This is a genomic window from Pseudomonas sp. MF6767 (assembly GCF_016405475.1).
GTDB lineage: Bacteria > Pseudomonadota > Gammaproteobacteria > Pseudomonadales > Pseudomonadaceae > Aquipseudomonas > Aquipseudomonas paracarnis.
The window spans coordinates 236,881-251,192 of record NZ_JAEKCY010000003.1; the positions used below are offsets into that span (position 1 = coordinate 236,881).

16 protein-coding genes are annotated in these 14,312 nt (G+C 58.0%); all 16 read left to right on the top strand.

What is annotated here, in order from left to right; translation table 11 throughout:
* Positions 1 to 6 precede the first annotated feature (6 nt).
* Positions 7 to 249, top strand: a complete 243-nt coding sequence (locus JFT58_RS07225; RefSeq protein ID WP_198834351.1) for a hypothetical protein — start codon at positions 7 to 9, stop codon at positions 247 to 249.
* A 2-nt stretch (positions 250 to 251) separates the two neighbouring features.
* Positions 252 to 728 (top strand): head-tail connector protein, encoded by a 477-nt coding sequence (locus JFT58_RS07230; RefSeq protein WP_198834352.1) that lies wholly within the window; start codon positions 252 to 254, stop codon positions 726 to 728.
* The gene (locus tag JFT58_RS07235; protein ID WP_198834353.1) at positions 728 to 1,069 is read left to right on the top strand and encodes a phage head closure protein; all 342 of its coding nucleotides are present in this window, start codon (positions 728 to 730) and stop codon (positions 1,067 to 1,069) included. The genes JFT58_RS07230 and JFT58_RS07235 overlap by 1 nt, the downstream gene beginning before the upstream one ends.
* Positions 1,059 to 1,541 carry an HK97-gp10 family putative phage morphogenesis protein gene (locus JFT58_RS07240; protein WP_198834354.1) on the top strand — a complete coding sequence of 161 codons (483 nt, stop codon included), beginning with the start codon at positions 1,059 to 1,061 and terminating at the stop codon, positions 1,539 to 1,541. Before JFT58_RS07235 ends, JFT58_RS07240 begins: the two co-directional genes overlap by 11 nt.
* The gene (locus tag JFT58_RS07245) at positions 1,541 to 1,906 is read left to right on the top strand and encodes a DUF3168 domain-containing protein (protein ID WP_198798639.1); all 366 of its coding nucleotides are present in this window, start codon (positions 1,541 to 1,543) and stop codon (positions 1,904 to 1,906) included. Before JFT58_RS07240 ends, JFT58_RS07245 begins: the two co-directional genes overlap by 1 nt.
* A 64-nt stretch (positions 1,907 to 1,970) precedes the next feature.
* Positions 1,971 to 2,702, top strand: a complete 732-nt coding sequence (locus tag JFT58_RS30725) for a phage tail tube protein (protein WP_198798640.1) — start codon at positions 1,971 to 1,973, stop codon at positions 2,700 to 2,702.
* Positions 2,702 to 3,037, top strand: a complete 336-nt coding sequence (locus tag JFT58_RS07255; protein ID WP_028619185.1) for a phage tail assembly chaperone family protein, TAC — start codon at positions 2,702 to 2,704, stop codon at positions 3,035 to 3,037. The genes JFT58_RS30725 and JFT58_RS07255 overlap by 1 nt, the downstream gene beginning before the upstream one ends.
* Positions 3,038 to 3,069: 32 nt before the next feature.
* Positions 3,070 to 3,333, top strand: a complete 264-nt coding sequence (locus JFT58_RS07260; protein WP_198798641.1) for a hypothetical protein — start codon at positions 3,070 to 3,072, stop codon at positions 3,331 to 3,333.
* A 41-nt stretch (positions 3,334 to 3,374) separates the two neighbouring features.
* On the top strand, positions 3,375 to 3,836 hold the full coding sequence (locus tag JFT58_RS07265) for a hypothetical protein (protein WP_198798642.1): 462 nt from the start codon (positions 3,375 to 3,377) through the stop codon (positions 3,834 to 3,836).
* A 53-nt stretch (positions 3,837 to 3,889) separates the two neighbouring features.
* On the top strand, positions 3,890 to 6,889 hold the full coding sequence (locus JFT58_RS07270; RefSeq protein WP_198834355.1) for a phage tail tape measure protein: 3,000 nt from the start codon (positions 3,890 to 3,892) through the stop codon (positions 6,887 to 6,889).
* The gene (locus JFT58_RS07275) at positions 6,889 to 7,233 is read left to right on the top strand and encodes a phage tail protein (protein ID WP_198834356.1); all 345 of its coding nucleotides are present in this window, start codon (positions 6,889 to 6,891) and stop codon (positions 7,231 to 7,233) included. The genes JFT58_RS07270 and JFT58_RS07275 overlap by 1 nt, the downstream gene beginning before the upstream one ends.
* A 54-nt stretch (positions 7,234 to 7,287) precedes the next feature.
* Positions 7,288 to 7,992 (top strand): phage minor tail protein L, encoded by a 705-nt coding sequence (locus JFT58_RS07280; protein WP_044275205.1) that lies wholly within the window; start codon positions 7,288 to 7,290, stop codon positions 7,990 to 7,992.
* 2 nt (positions 7,993 to 7,994) lie between these two features.
* Positions 7,995 to 8,777: a C40 family peptidase gene (locus JFT58_RS07285; RefSeq protein ID WP_198798645.1), complete on the top strand. Its 783-nt coding sequence runs from the start codon at positions 7,995 to 7,997 to the stop codon at positions 8,775 to 8,777.
* A complete protein-coding gene (locus JFT58_RS07290) occupies positions 8,774 to 9,361 on the top strand; it encodes a tail assembly protein (protein WP_198834357.1) in 588 nt (195 codons plus the stop codon). Before JFT58_RS07285 ends, JFT58_RS07290 begins: the two co-directional genes overlap by 4 nt.
* 53 nt (positions 9,362 to 9,414) lie before the next feature.
* Positions 9,415 to 13,311, top strand: coding sequence for a TipJ family phage tail tip protein (gene gpJ, locus JFT58_RS07295; RefSeq protein ID WP_198834358.1), 3,897 nt, complete (start codon positions 9,415 to 9,417; stop codon positions 13,309 to 13,311).
* 325 nt (positions 13,312 to 13,636) lie between these two features.
* Entirely contained in the window at positions 13,637 to 14,284 is a 648-nt protein-coding gene (locus JFT58_RS07300; protein ID WP_054898339.1) for a hypothetical protein, read from the top strand.
* Positions 14,285 to 14,312: the final 28 nt, after the last annotated feature.

Genomic DNA, 14,312 nt, shown 5'->3' on the forward strand with positions numbered 1-14,312 from the left:
ACACCGATGCCAGACATCACTGTAAAAGCGATCAAAGGCTTCAATGCCGACGGCCTGGATTCAGGCGAAAAGTATGTGAAGCGTGGTGCGGAATTCACCGTGGATGAATCGGTGGCGCGCGATCTCCGCCGTAATGGCCTGATCGAGGAATACGACGTGAAGAATTCTGCTTCCCCGGAAAACAAGCAGGCCCCAACCCCTTCGAATAAAGCTGCGCCAAAACTCGCAGCCAAGAAAAAGGCCGACTGACCATGAGCGTGATCGACATCGAACTGGCCATGAAGCACCTGCTCGCGGAACCTGAGGACCAGGACCTGGTGCAGTCGCAATTGGACGGCGCCGAGGAGGCTGCTCAGCAGTTTCTTCAGCGCCGGTTCTTTGCCGATCAGGCCGCTGTGGATCTTGCAAAGTCCACCACTCTTCAGCGAACCCAGGCGGCGCGCGCCATTTACCGCGCTGCGCTGGTAGTAGCCGATGACCCTGAAAACTCAGAAGACCGGTGCAGGCTACGTGAACGTGCTCGCCAGGCCCTGGCGGATGCCTTCGAGGCAATCGACATGGACGAGTACGGGATTGTGATCAACAAGGGCATTGAGGCGGCTTGCCTGCTCAAGCTCGGCCACCTATTTGCGAACAGGGAGGAGGTGGTGACGGGCACTATTGCTACTGAGCTTCCGCTGACCAGTAAGGCGTTGCTGATGCCTTACCGCATCCGGATGGGTGTGTAATGCGCGCCGGCAAGTTGCGGCACCGCATTGATATCCAGAGACCGGTGGTGGAGCGAGACCCAGAAGATAACACCGAGTTGCCGGTACGATGGGAAACGGTCTGGGAGCGATGCCCCGCCTCGGTTGAGCCATTGAGTGCCAGAGAGTTCTTGGCTGCGCAGGCTACGCAATCCGAGGTGACAGCCAAGATCGTGGTTCGGTACCGCCCGGGCTTGCTGCCCACGATGCGTATCATCCATCGCGGCGAGACTTACAACATCGCCGGCGCTTTGCCGGACAACGTTTCAGGCCTTGAATATTTGACGCTGCCGGTCAGCAAGGGCGTGAACGATGGTCGATGAAGTGAAGTTCAGCTTAATCGGTGTAGACAGCCTGCTCGGAAAGCTGGCTACCGTGAACGATGAGGTCAAGCGCAAGACCGGTCGCACCGCGCTTCGGCGCGCTGCCGAGATGGTCGCCAACAACTTCAAAGAGGGCGCCCGGCGATGGGATGATCCGGACACAGGTCGATCCATCGCAGACAACATCGTCCTTCGATGGAACGGGCGGCTGTTTCGCCGTACTGGCGACCTGGGCTTTCGAGTTGGCGTGCTGCACGGCGCGGTGCTGGTCAAGAATGGCAGCACTGAGAAAAGCGCGCCCACACCGCATTGGCGTCTGCTTGAGTTTGGTACCGAGCATATCGCGGCTGACCCGGTGGCACGCCCGGCCCTGGAAGACCATATCGGCGAAGTAACCAATGAATTCGCCACTCAGTTCGAGAAAGGCCTCGACCGGGCAATTCGTCGGGACCAGAAGTCCAGGAGCAGCTGATGTTCGCACCAATAAACGCCGTGTGCGCCCTGGATGCTGGCGTGATCGCAGTGCTTGGGTCCGCCCCTCAGCGTCTCTATCCATTCGGCGACGCGCCACAGGACGTCCCCAAGCCATACGCGGTATGGCAGACAATCGGTGGTGACCCCGAGAACTACCTGGCAGGCCGCCCAGACATCGACGGCTATACGCTGCAGGTCGATGTGTACGCCACGACCAGTAAGGACGCGCGGGCTGTGGCCAAGGCCATCAGAGACGCCATCGAGCTGAAGGCCAACATCATCCGCTGGGGTGGTGAGAGCCGCGACCCTGCAACAAAGAATTACCGGTACAGCTTCGACGTGAGCTGGCTCGTTCCTCGATAACGCTGCAACCCAAACCAACCCCGCCGAGTGCGGGTTTTTTTATGCCCGACATTTGGAGAACGCCATGTCGATCCTTTCCCAAGGAACACAGATCTACGCACTGGTCCCGCCGGTTTCCGGCACCGGACCTATGACCGTCATGGAAGTTGAGTGCGCCACCAGCTTCGACCCGGGCGGTTCGCCTGCTGAGCAAATCGAAGACACCTGTCTCAGTGCTGAAGAGCGCAGTTATAAGAAGGGCTTGCGCACACCTGGTCAGGCCTCGCTTGGTCTGAACGCTGATCCGAACAACGCGAGCCATATTCGCCTGCATCAGCTCTCGGAAGCCAACGGCGATACCACTATCAAGTGGGTGGTGGGCTGGTCTGACGGCAAAGATATTGTGCCGACCATCGCCGCTGGCGGTAGCCTGGGCGTGGCAACGGTCACGGCTGGCGGTACCGGTTACACCACGGCACCAACTGTGGCCCTCACCGGGGGAGGCGGCTCTGGCGCCACAGCAACAGCTACCGTGTCTGGTGGTGTGGTCACCGGCGTTACGATCACCAACAAAGGCACCGGCTATGCCACGGCTCCGACCGTCGCGTTCACCGGCGGCGCTGGTACCGGCGCAACTGCCACCGTCGCCCTAGTGGCCGGTGACGACTTCGACCTACCAGCAACCCGTACCTGGTTCGCCTTCCAGGGTTACGTGGCTGACTTCCCATTCACATTCGCGCAGAACGCCGTGGTTGCATCGACCGTGTCGATTCAGCGCTCGGGCGGTTCCGCCTGGATTCGTAAGGTCCCTGCATAATGGAACTGAACATCGCGAACCTCAAAAAATCGAAGGCGTTCACTGCGCGGCCGGTGGCCAAGGAGATCGAGTGGGAGGGCTCCAAGTTCACCTGCTACGTCCGGCCGCTTTCGTACCAGACCGCCGTGGGCGACATTGCTGCCCACCGTGGAGCTGACCCGCTGGCCTGTCGCATTGCCTCCAGTATCTGCGATGCCGAGGGCAAAGCGGTGTTCACCGTGGCAGACATCACCGGTGAGGCCGATCCGGAGAAGGGCGCACTCGACCCTGACCTGACCAACCTGCTGCTGATCGCCATCGGCGAGGTGCAGAACTCGGGAAAGAAGAAGCGCTAGACCCATCCGATGAGCTGTGGTGCGAGCTGGTCATGAACGGAATCGGCGGCCGCACCATTGCCGAAGCGCAGGAGCGCATGACCTATTCCGAGTTTGTGGTCTGGATGAAATTTCGCACCAAGCGCGGGTCGCTGCACCAGGGCATGCGCATCGAGATGGCTCTGGCGCAGTTCCAAGCTCTCTACGTCAACTCGAAGACCGCCAAGGATGCCCCTCGGCTTTACCAGCAGGACTTCGCCCCGCATATGGATGCGCGCATAGAAAGCCTTGAAGAGGCTGTAGCAAGCTGGGGTTAGGTTAGTGGTAAAGTTGTGGTGAAACCTTGGAGATGTTCGTCATGGCGACTTTGAAGTGCAGTAAATGCACCGCGTTTTATCCTGATAGCGATTCGGCCTGCCCGAGTTGCTTGCATCCGCGAGGGGCATTATCGCCCCTGGCAAAAAACCTTTTAAAGTTTGGCGCATTGTTTTTAGTGGCCTTCGGGATCTTTTTTTGGGCTTTTGGAGGCAGCAAATCGGATGGTGAGTCTAACGTTTTAAGTGACACCACTGTCGTGGCTGGAGCTATTTCGTTGGTTAAGGCCAACTTGAAAGATCCTGGAAGCGCTAACTTCGGTGAAATCGTCAGGCGCAAAGTGGGAGATGAGCAGAACGTCGCGTGCGGCACGGTCAACTCAAAAAATAGTTTTGGTGGATACGTCGGGATTAAAAGATTCATTTATACCCATGAGCGTTCATCTGTGCAGTTTGATAGCGGCTCACCAGATTTTTCTACGGCATGGCAATCGCTATGTAGATAGATACAAAAAACCAAGCCCGCCAAGCGCGGGTTTTTTTATGCCTGGAGAAAAGTATGGCTGGTTCGCTTGGCACTCTTACCCTGGACCTAATCGCCAAAATCGGTGGGTTCACTGGTCCAATGGACCAGGCGGGCAGGTCCGCAAAGAAAGCATCCAAGGAGATGACGGATGCAGCGAATCAAGCAGCATCAGCCTGGAGCGCGCTAGCACCTATCGCTGCTGGCGCGGTCGCAGGATTCTCCGTAGCCAGTATTTTTGGCAGGTTCATCACGGAGACAAAAAATGCTGAGAAAGAACAAGCTCAGCTCGGAGCCGTTCTTCGATCTACGGGAGAAGCGGCCGGGTTCAATCGCGATCAATTGAACTCTATGGCTGGCGCTCTGGAGAAGGCTAGTACCTTCTCAGGCGGTGACATAAACCAGGCACAAACAACTCTCCTGGCCTTCACTGGTATCGTGGGAAACCAGTTCAATCGAGCGCTTCAGTCTGCTGCGGATATGGCCGCTCGAACAGGCACTACTGTTAAAGATGCCGCCGAAACTATTGGACGCGCATTGGATGTTCCCTCTCAGGGGCTTACCGCGCTCAGTAAGCAAGGTTTTCGCTTTACGGATGAGCAGAAGAAATTAGCTGCCGCTCTTGAATCTACCGGGGATGTTGCTGGCGCTCAGCAGATAATCCTTAAATCACTTGAAGAGTCTTACGGTGGGGCCGCGGCGGCAGCCAGGGACACTTTTGGTGGCTCACTAGAAGCTTTGCAGAACACAATTTCAGCCCTGCTTACAGGCGAGGGCAGCCTAGACACTGCCAAAGCTGCAGTTAACTCCCTGAATGACGTTCTCTCCGCACCTGGCACCAAGGTTGCCGTGGACGGACTGGCGAAAGCAGCAGGCGTCCTTGCGCTGGTGCTGTCTGCCAGGTTGGCTAGCGCTGCTGCGGCCTCGGCGTTTTCATTTGCGGCAGCTCAAGTGGAGGCTGTTCGTTATCAGCTAACCCTTGCGCGGATGGCGGGGGTTTCTACTTCTGCTGCGGCAGGCTTGGTAAGCGTGGGTGTCGCTGCGCGCGCTGCTTCGGCTGCGATGGCTCTGCTGGGCGGTCCGGTTGGCGCGGTGCTGCTTGCTGGCGGCGCGCTCGCATACTTTGCTACTAGGGCAACAGATGCGGAGCGAGAGTCCGCAGCGCTAGAGGGACGGATTAATGCTCTTGGTGGTGCGTTTGACGCTCTAGGCCCCAAACAAGCTAAGGCAGCGCTAATTGACTACAACAAACAGTTGGTCGCCGCAAAGTACTCGGCAATTGAGGCTGAGGTAAAAGTCTTTGCGTTAAATCAGCAGTTACTTAAGAACCCTCGCAGCCCGTTAGCTGACGAGCTTGCCAAGGCTGAGGGCGCCGCCGAAAAAGCAAATGGGAAAGTTCGCGAACTATCAGCGAGCATTGATCAGCTCAATGCTCGGGCCAATGGTGCAAATGTAGCGTCTGGAATATCTGAGGCCTCAAAAGTCTACACGGAGATGGCCAAAAGGATCGACGAGCAGATCCTGCTCGCTGGCAAGAGTACCGAAGCTGACAAGCTCGCGGCTCGCGTGAAAGCCGGGCTCGTCGAAGGGCTAAAGGCCGGCGAGGGGGATCTACTCGTCGCAGCTCAAAGGAGAGCGGATTCTGCTATCAAAGCTGCCGACGCTACCAAAAAGGCGGATGAGTCGGCCAAGGCGTCAGCCAAGTCCGCTGCGGAGGCGCTGTCGAAGCGTGGCATTGATGCGGAGGAAAACTACCGCCGCCAGATCACACTCATAGATGAGACAACAGGCAAGCAAGGCAAGGCCACTGAAGTCGCAAAGCTGGCCTTCGAGATTGAGACTGGGAAGCTGAAGGGTGTCAGTGCCGAGCGCCAAAAGGTGCTGCAGGGATTGGCCGCCGAGCTCGACTCAAAGGTCAAGCTCAAGAAGCAGAACGAGCAGGATCTGAAGCTAGCCACGCTGCAGGCCAACCTCAAAGACAGCAACACCATTGTCCGCCAGGGGTTTGAGATGGAGCTGGCGGGTGCCGGCTCCGGAGAAAAGCTCCGAGGTCGCCTCAAAGAAGACCTGGCTATACAGCAGGACTACGACAAACAGCGCGCCGAAATGTACAAGCAGTACAAGGAAGCCGAGCTGCTGGGCGATCCTGACGCCAAAGACACCTACGACAAGGAAACCGCCCTACTTGAGGAGGCCCTTGCCGAGCGCATGGTCATCCAGCAGGACCACTACAATCAGCTCGATGATGCCCAGAGCAATTGGATGGATGGGGTCAGCGATGCATGGCAGAACTACGTAGACGCTGCGACCGATTACTCGGCGATGGCTGCTGACGCCACGACCTCAATACTGGACGGCGCAAAGGGTGGGCTGAGTACTTTCCTGTCTGATGTGGTGAGTGGGGCAGAGTCGGTAGACGACGCGCTAGGGGACTTGGTTGCGAACTTCGCCAAGTCCACTCTCCAAGCTCTGTCCGATATGGCGGCTCAATGGTTGGTGTATCAGGCAGTGCAAATGCTGGTGGGCAAGACCACGCAGGCAAGTGCGGTCCCAACCCTGGTGGCCAATGCCCAGGCAACTGCATTCCAGGCCAGCTTGGCCGCGTTCGCTTCTACTGCGGCTATCCCTATCGTCGGTCCTGCCGCTGCCCCGGCCGCGGCGGCCGCCGCTGCTGCTGCAACTGCCCCCATGGTGGCTGGCGTTGCCAGTGCTGCGCTCGCCGGTATGGCGCACGACGGTATCGACGCAGTGCCGGAGACGGGAACCTGGCTGCTCCAAAAGGGTGAGCGAGTAACCACGGCCGAGACCAGCGCCAAGTTGGACAGGACGCTTGACCAGCTGCGCGCCAACTCAGGTGGTGGAGGTGGGGGAGGGATCAACATCAGCGCCCCAGTGAACGTGCAGGCCCAGCCAGGCATGAGCGGTGATGATGCTCGCAAGCAAGGCGAAGCGATGGGCCAAGGTCTGGTCTCGGAAATTCGCCGCGTGCTTCAGGGTGAAATGGGGCAGGGCGGTTTGCTCTGGAGGCGAGTCTGATGGCGGAAACATTCAGCTACTGCGTTCAGCTGGGCGGCGATGGGGAGATTGACCAGCGCACCTGGGAGAACGACTTCGGCGACGGGTACACCCAGGCCGGAGGAATCGGCATTAATACCAAAAGCGAGAACTGGAATCTGACGCACTCTGGTGTCATGGCTCCCGGTGAGGAGGTGCTGAAAGTGCGAGATTTCATCGACCGGCATGAAGGCTACAAGTCATTCCTCTGGACGCCGCCGGGCGGTGTGCAGGGCCGATATCGATGCAAGGGCTACAAGTCCAAGCCGCTTGGCGCTGGCCTGTGGACGCTTTCGTTTACGTTCAAACAGACCTACACGCCTTAACCACAACCCTAACCAAGCCCCGCCAAGTGCGGGGTTTCTTGTTTCTGGGGCCTTATGAATTACAACACCGATATTCAAAAGCTTGAGCCGGGTAACCAGATCCGGTTGTACGAACTGGACGCTACGCGCCTGGGTGCAACGATTTGGCGATTTCACGGCCACGCCCACGAGGGCGACATCATCTGGCAGGGGCAGCTCTACTCGCCGCTCCAGATCGAGGCCAAGGGCTTTGACATCCGTGGTGACGGACGCCCAGCGACGCCAACGCTGCAGGTCGACGACGAGCTGGGCGGGGTGCGCGGGGCGATTACCGCTCTGTGCTTCCAGTTCCGTGACCTGGCCGGCGCCCGGGTCAAGGTGATCGAGACGTTCCGCCACTTCCTGGACGCCGCCAACTTCCCCGACGGCAACCCGGAAGCCAGCGACCAATCGAAAACGAACCTCTGGTTTATCGAGCAGAAGACAGAGGCGTTGCCGAGCATCTCGGTCACGTTCTCGCTGTCGAGCCCTACCGACATGGAAGGGCAAATGCTACCTGGTCAGCAGATCACCAAGCTCTGCCGGTGGGCCTGCCGTGGCGGGTACCGGCAGGAGGCTTGCGCCTACACAGGGGCTGCGATGTTCGATAAGAAGAACCAGCCCACCGACAACCCTGCGCTCGACCGTTGTGGGGGCTGGTGGAGCAGCTGCAAGATCAGGGGCAACACCCGCCGGTTCGGTGGGTCCATGGGCGCAAGCCTCATCGCAAGTTCGAGGTAGTCATGCGCATCAATCAGAAATTGCAGGACGAGATCCGCGCACACGCCGAGCGCGCTTACCCGGCCGAGGCTTGCGGGGTTTTAATCAAATCTGCCGAGGGCCGCGAGTACGTGCCGTGTGCGAACTTGGCGACTACACCGCGAGAACACTTCCAGATCGATCACAAGGACATGGCCCGCGCCGAAGATCGCGGGCAAGTGCTGGCGATTATCCACAGCCATCCGGATAAAGCACCGGCGCCAAGCATGGCCGACCGGGTCAGCTGCGAACTGCACGAACTGCCCTGGGGCATCGTCGGCTGGCCCGGCGGCGACATCGAGTGGCTCAAGCCGTCCGGCTTCCAGGCGCCGCTGCTGGGCCGCGACTTTTCCCATGGGTTGCTTGATTGCTGGGCAGCTTGCCGGGATTGGTACGCACGCGAGGCCGGCCTGCAGTTACCGAACTTTGAGCGGGCCGATCTGTGGTGGGAGCAGAAAGGCGGGCCGAGCCTCTACGAGGATAACTTTGCAGCCACCGGTTTCTACCGGGTCACCGAGGCAAAGCGCGGCGATATGCTGGTATTGCAGATACCTACACCGGGGCGAGAGTGCTATTTCCCGAATCACGCAGTGATTTATCTGGGCGATGAACCCGCACTGCTCAGCGAGCCGGCGCCGAAGCTCGGCGGGTCAGGCCCGTTCATTTACCACCACATGCCCGGTCGCCTGGCTGCCCGTGAAGTTTATGGGTGGTCGATGGCAAACCGGGTAAAACTGATCCTCCGGCACAAGGACTACCGCCCATGACCATGCGCACCGTCAAGCTCGGCGGGGTGCTGGGCAAGATGTTCGGCAAAGAGTACCGACTCGACCTGAACGGTATTCATGACGCTACTGCGGCGCTATGCGCGATGAAACCCGGCTTCGAGAAGTTCATGCGGACCGCGCACGAGCGGGGCCTGGTCTTCGCTGTGTTTGTTGATGAGCGGAACATCAGCGCGCAGGAGCTTGAGCTTGTCGGTCGTGCCGAAGGCGACATTCGCATACAGCCGATTATCCAGGGCAGCAAGCAGGCCGGAATGTTTCAAACACTTCTCGGTGTCGTGCTGATCGTTGCCGGGTTATTCACCGGCGGCACCACCTCGACCTTGGGTATGGGCTTACTCGCCGCCGGCGCGGCTGTGGGTCTTGGTGGTGTTGTGCAAATGCTGTCACCGACTACCAAGGCAACCGCCGAAGGCAAGAACGACGACGGCAACAACCCGAGCTACGGCTTCGGTGGCGCGGTGACCACTATTGCCCAGGGTAACCCGTACCCGCTGCTTTACGGAGAGCGCGAGGTTGGCGGCGCCGTCGAATCTGGCGGGGTTTACACGCAAGACAACATTTGATTCAGCGCAAACGACGAACCCGCTTCTGCGGGTTTTTGCATTCTGGAGGGCGCATGAGCGCAGCAGCAAAGAAGACGTCTCGCACCGCAGGTCGCACCCGGCGCGCCGTGATCGGCAGCAAAGGCGGCCAGGCCAAAGAGAAAAAGCCAAGCATTGCGCAGAATAGCGTTCCGTCGGTTTCTACTGCGCGCATCCTCTACATGTGGAGCTGGGGACCAATTGTTGGCCCGGTTGATGGCCTTCGCTCGATCAAGCTGGACGGCACCCCAATCCAGGGGCCGGACGGCACGTTGAACTACCCCGGCGTCAAATGGCAGTTCCGTAACGGTGAGCTGAATCAGGCTCGTCTGGAAGGCAATACCGAGTCCAGCAACGAGATCGACGTCAAGCAAGAACTCATCTTTGGCACGCCATGGCTGCACAGCATCACGAATCCGGTTCTGGACGCGGTGCGCCTGCGCCTGAGTTGGCCAGTGCTTCGCAGTCAAGATGCCGCTGGCAACATCAACGGCGTACGCATTGATTACGCGGTGGATATCTCCACGGACAATGGTCCCTACGTGGAGGCGCTGGTCTCGTTTGTCGATCGTAAGAACGTCACCGAGTACGAGCGAGCTCATCGACTTGAGCTGCCCGCCGGCAACCGCTGGACAGTTCGGGTGCGCCGCCTGACCCCGAATGCCAACTCAGACTTGGTCGTCGACCAAATGGTCGTAAAGGCCATCGCAGAGGTGGTCGATAGCGACCAGGAATACCCGCTCACCGCTGTAAGCAGCATCGAGTACGACGCCCAGACCTTTGGCGGCGACATCGCCAAGATTGCTGTGCTGATGCGCGGCCGTATCATTCGGGTTCCCACCAACTACAACCCGGAAACCCGCACGTACTCAACATCTGGCACGGGTACGAGCAACGGCATTTGGGATGGCACATTCAAAGAGGCCTATACCAACAACCCGGCCTGGATCTTCTACGACTTGGTGCTGCACCCATACTACGGCCTCGGCGACCGCATCGACGCAACAATGGTTGATCGCTGGTCGCTCTATCGGATCGCGCAGTACTGCGACCAGATGGTGCCGGACGGAAAGGGGGGCATGGAGCCACGCTTTACCTGCAACTTGTACTTCCAGAAGCAAGCTGAAGCTTATGCAGTGCTCCAGGACCTGGCCTCGATCTTCCACGGCCTGGCCTACTGGGACGGCAGCCAGATCGTGGTCAACGCCGATATGCCGGGCGACCCGGTGTTCACATACAACCAGACGCAGATCCTCAACAACGGAGCAATCAAGTATGAGGGCACCAGGGCGAGGGATCGGCACACGCTGTACATGGTTGGCTGGGACAATCCAGACCAGGGCTTTGATACTGACAAGGAGCCTGTCTTTGACGATGAGGCCATGATCGAGCTGGGCGGTATCGTTCGGGAAACCTCGGTCGGCGCTATTGGCTGCACCTCCCTGGGTCAGGCGCAGCGCGCAGGGCAGTGGGCAGCGCTTACCGAGAAGCTACAAACCCAGGGCGGAGTGTTTCGTGTCGGCCTTGACGGCGACATTCCTAAGCCTGGGCAGGTCATCGCGGTGGCCGATCCAATGCTGGTGGGCCGCAAAAACGGCGGACGTATTGCCGCAGCGGCGGGCAGGGTGGTAACGCTGGATCGTGACACTGTGGTGCCGGTTGGCGCGCGCTTGATGGTCAACCTTCCCAGTGGAAAGTCCGAAGGGCGGGTGGTGAAGTCTGTGGCTAGGCGAGATGTTACCGTCATGGCCGACTTCAGTGAGCAGCCGCAGGCAGAGTGCGGGTGGATTCTCGACTACGAAGACCTGAAACTGATGCAGTTCTACGTCCGCAACGTGACGCGGCCGGAGTGGCACCAGTTCCAGCTTGAGGTGATCCAGCACGACCCGAGCAAGTTTGACGCTATCGACAACGGCGCCGTAGTGGATCCTCGCCCAATCACTGGTATTCCGATTGGCAGTCAGGACGCACCCGCCCGTGTCATGCTCAGTCAGCATGTAGTGATTGAGCAGGGCATAGCCGTCACGGTGATGTCGATCGCCTGGGACGCAGCGCCAAACGCTGTCGCTTATGACGTGGAATGGAAGTGGGGCGCCCGGGAGTGGATCAGGGTTCCGCGTACCGCTGAGCAGATGGTCGACGTCCGCGGTATTTACTCAGGCCAGTACATGGCCAGGGTGCGGGCTGTGAGTGCGCTCAACGTTTCATCGATCCCGGTAACCTCTGCGCTGACCAACCTGGAAGGCAAGACCGGCCTGCCGCCGGCGGTGTCTTCCCTCACCACTAAAGGCGAACTGTTCGGGATCAGCATCAAGTGGGGCTTCCCTGCTGGCGCCGAGGACACCCAGCGGACCGAGCTGTGGTATGGACCAGCGAACAACCTGGAGGCTGCGACGAAGCTGGCCGACCTTGCATACCCGCAGGCCGACTACCGTATGCAGTCGCTTCTGTCAGGGGCAACGCTGTTCTTCTGGGCGCGCTTGGTGGATCGCACCGGGAACATTGGCCCGTTCTATCCGACCGTAAACGGAGTGATGGGCCAGTCTGTTTCGGACGCTTGGCCGCTCCTTGAGCAGGTCAAGGGGCAGATTGATGAATCATCGCTGGCTCCAGCCCTCAATGGACGCATCAATCTGATCGACGGCGATGGGCCAGGGTCCGTGAACGCTCGAAATGAGCAGCTTAGAAAGGATCTCGAGGAGCAAATCAAGCCATACGTTGATGCGCTGTTGTGGGACGCAGCAAAGGCTTACGTCAAGGGTGACATCGTTCGCCAGGGAAACAAGCTGTACCAAGCCCTGGAGGCTAACAGTGGCTCGCAGCCTCCCAGCGAAAACTGGAAAGACGTCGGCGACATCCTCACTGAAACGAACGCTTTGGCAATACGGGTTGATAACCTTGACCAGGAAATCACCGCAGTCGATGGGAGGGTGGTTGCCACTCAGGAACAGCTTACCCAGCTCCAGACAAAGGTAAATGACCCGGTAACCGGCCTGGCGGCTACGGTAAATAACGTTACCCAAGTGAATCAGCGAGTAACCAACGTTGATAACAAGCTGACCGCGCAGACGGAGCGAATTGATGGCGTTTACGCTGAAATCAACGCGCCTATGGCTGGCTCTGATAATGACCTGGCTGGCGGAACCCAGGGCTATGCGGGCGTTTGGTCGATCCAGTCTGCTATTACCGATGGTGACTACGCCCAAGGCAAGCTGACTCAAACTGTCGAAGCTCAAGTTATCAAAAACTACGCCACCTATGAGGAGACAACGACGGCGCTCGTCAACCAGCAGACCGCTACAACCAGCCAAGTAACGGCGCTTCGCTCCGATTTTGACGGGAACAAGTCCACCGTACAGACGCAGATTAAGACGGTATCCGATCAGGCGTCAGCCGCCGCAAGCCAGACCACTCAGCTGCAAACAACCGTCAACGGACACACGCAGCAGTTCCAGCAACAAGCAAGCATCAACCAAGACGTAAACGGAAAGATCACCGGCACCTACTCGTTCCGATTCAAGTTCGATGTGAATGGGTCGCCTTACTCTACCGGCGTAGGACTTGGTATTGAGACTGGGGCGAACGGTCAGGTTACTTCGCGCTTCGTCATCCAGGCGGATCAGTTTGCAATCTACAACGGCGAGGTAGGGGCGGCAGGGTCAAGCGTGCCATTCGCGGTGAACGGCACAGAAACCTATATCAAGTCGGCATTCATCCAGGACGGGACGATAACCAACGCGAAGATAGGTAGCTACATCCAGTCGAACAACTACGTCGCAGGGCAGACAGGCTGGAAATTGTTTTTCGACGGAACCTTCGAAATCAACGGTGTAGCTCCTGGGCAAGGGCGATCAATGATGACGAACAGATCTCTGCGCTTTTGGGACGCAAATAACGTCAAAAGACTGCAATTAGGGGACCAAACAGAATGAGTTCGGGCTTAAGAATTTGGTCTCCTAACGGCACCCTTGAGTTCGATACAAGCATATCCACTTATAGGATTGTTCTGTCCGTACTTGTGTCCTATTCCTCAGGGCCGCTGGGCACTAGGACGTTTGCAGCGCCAGGGTGCACCACAAACAACGCGATATGCTTTTTGTTACCGATCAATAACGATAACTCGCAGGTCGTATCTAACAGGCAGCTGGAGTGCGAAATGGGCACGAACGAAGTTTATGTTAGGAATTTTCTCAAAGCTCGTCCTTCCGATTCATTCTCTTCCGCAACCATGCGTCTCATTGTTGCAAGGTGGGCGTGATGAGTTACGGACTGCAAGTGGTGAATGATTCTGGCGCTATATCCCTAGACTCTGAATATGCGAGGTTGTGTGTCTTTCATAAGGGCACCTATAACTCTGGCGCGTCCGTCGTCTTTCAGAATGTGGTTGACACGCAGGAGCCTCCCCTTGTTTTTATCAGACCACCAAATAATGGCTCGCTGATTCAGCTTGGCGTTCTTCTTGAAGGATCGGCGGGGGCGTGGACCGGCGCCACAGTGACCTCTGGGCAGGTTCACTCTGGAAACATATTCGTAGCTGCGTTTTCATCCAAGCCTTTGTCCACATATGGCCTAAGAATGTGGGGTGCGGATGGAAAACAGATATTTGACTCTGCTGTTCAGGCGGCAGTATTCACAAGGGTCGCGCAAAACTGGACATTTACGCACGCGGAGCAGAGCGGACAAGGGCTAATAACAAATTGGTATTCGGTTCCTCTCAACTATGCACTAGGTGATTACTTGATGATCAATAATGCAAGGATGCCCATGATGGCGGGAAACAATGAATCTAGAGGGACAGGTCTTCGATATGACTTCCCGGCCGGGCTTATCAGATTTAGCGTTACTACCGTGACGAATCCAACATACTTTTCGCTCTCTGCGGTATTTGGGAAGCTGGCTGTTTAATTTTCATTTCGTATAGGGGTTTAATTCA

Coding starts and splice junctions, on each gene's coding strand:
- JFT58_RS07255 (WP_028619185.1), top strand. CDS start 2,702: ATGGAACTGAACATCGCGAACCTCAAAAAATCGAAGGCGTTCACTGCG.
- JFT58_RS07290 (WP_198834357.1), top strand. CDS start 8,774: ATGACCATGCGCACCGTCAAGCTCGGCGGGGTGCTGGGCAAGATGTTC.
- JFT58_RS07230 (WP_198834352.1), top strand. CDS start 252: ATGAGCGTGATCGACATCGAACTGGCCATGAAGCACCTGCTCGCGGAA.
- JFT58_RS07225 (WP_198834351.1), top strand. CDS start 7: ATGCCAGACATCACTGTAAAAGCGATCAAAGGCTTCAATGCCGACGGC.
- JFT58_RS07240 (WP_198834354.1), top strand. CDS start 1,059: ATGGTCGATGAAGTGAAGTTCAGCTTAATCGGTGTAGACAGCCTGCTC.
- JFT58_RS07265 (WP_198798642.1), top strand. CDS start 3,375: ATGGCGACTTTGAAGTGCAGTAAATGCACCGCGTTTTATCCTGATAGC.
- JFT58_RS07285 (WP_198798645.1), top strand. CDS start 7,995: ATGCGCATCAATCAGAAATTGCAGGACGAGATCCGCGCACACGCCGAG.
- gpJ (WP_198834358.1), top strand. CDS start 9,415: ATGAGCGCAGCAGCAAAGAAGACGTCTCGCACCGCAGGTCGCACCCGG.
- JFT58_RS07275 (WP_198834356.1), top strand. CDS start 6,889: ATGGCGGAAACATTCAGCTACTGCGTTCAGCTGGGCGGCGATGGGGAG.
- JFT58_RS07300 (WP_054898339.1), top strand. CDS start 13,637: ATGAGTTACGGACTGCAAGTGGTGAATGATTCTGGCGCTATATCCCTA.
- JFT58_RS07260 (WP_198798641.1), top strand. CDS start 3,070: ATGAACGGAATCGGCGGCCGCACCATTGCCGAAGCGCAGGAGCGCATG.
- JFT58_RS07235 (WP_198834353.1), top strand. CDS start 728: ATGCGCGCCGGCAAGTTGCGGCACCGCATTGATATCCAGAGACCGGTG.
- JFT58_RS30725 (WP_198798640.1), top strand. CDS start 1,971: ATGTCGATCCTTTCCCAAGGAACACAGATCTACGCACTGGTCCCGCCG.
- JFT58_RS07270 (WP_198834355.1), top strand. CDS start 3,890: ATGGCTGGTTCGCTTGGCACTCTTACCCTGGACCTAATCGCCAAAATC.
- JFT58_RS07280 (WP_044275205.1), top strand. CDS start 7,288: ATGAATTACAACACCGATATTCAAAAGCTTGAGCCGGGTAACCAGATC.
- JFT58_RS07245 (WP_198798639.1), top strand. CDS start 1,541: ATGTTCGCACCAATAAACGCCGTGTGCGCCCTGGATGCTGGCGTGATC.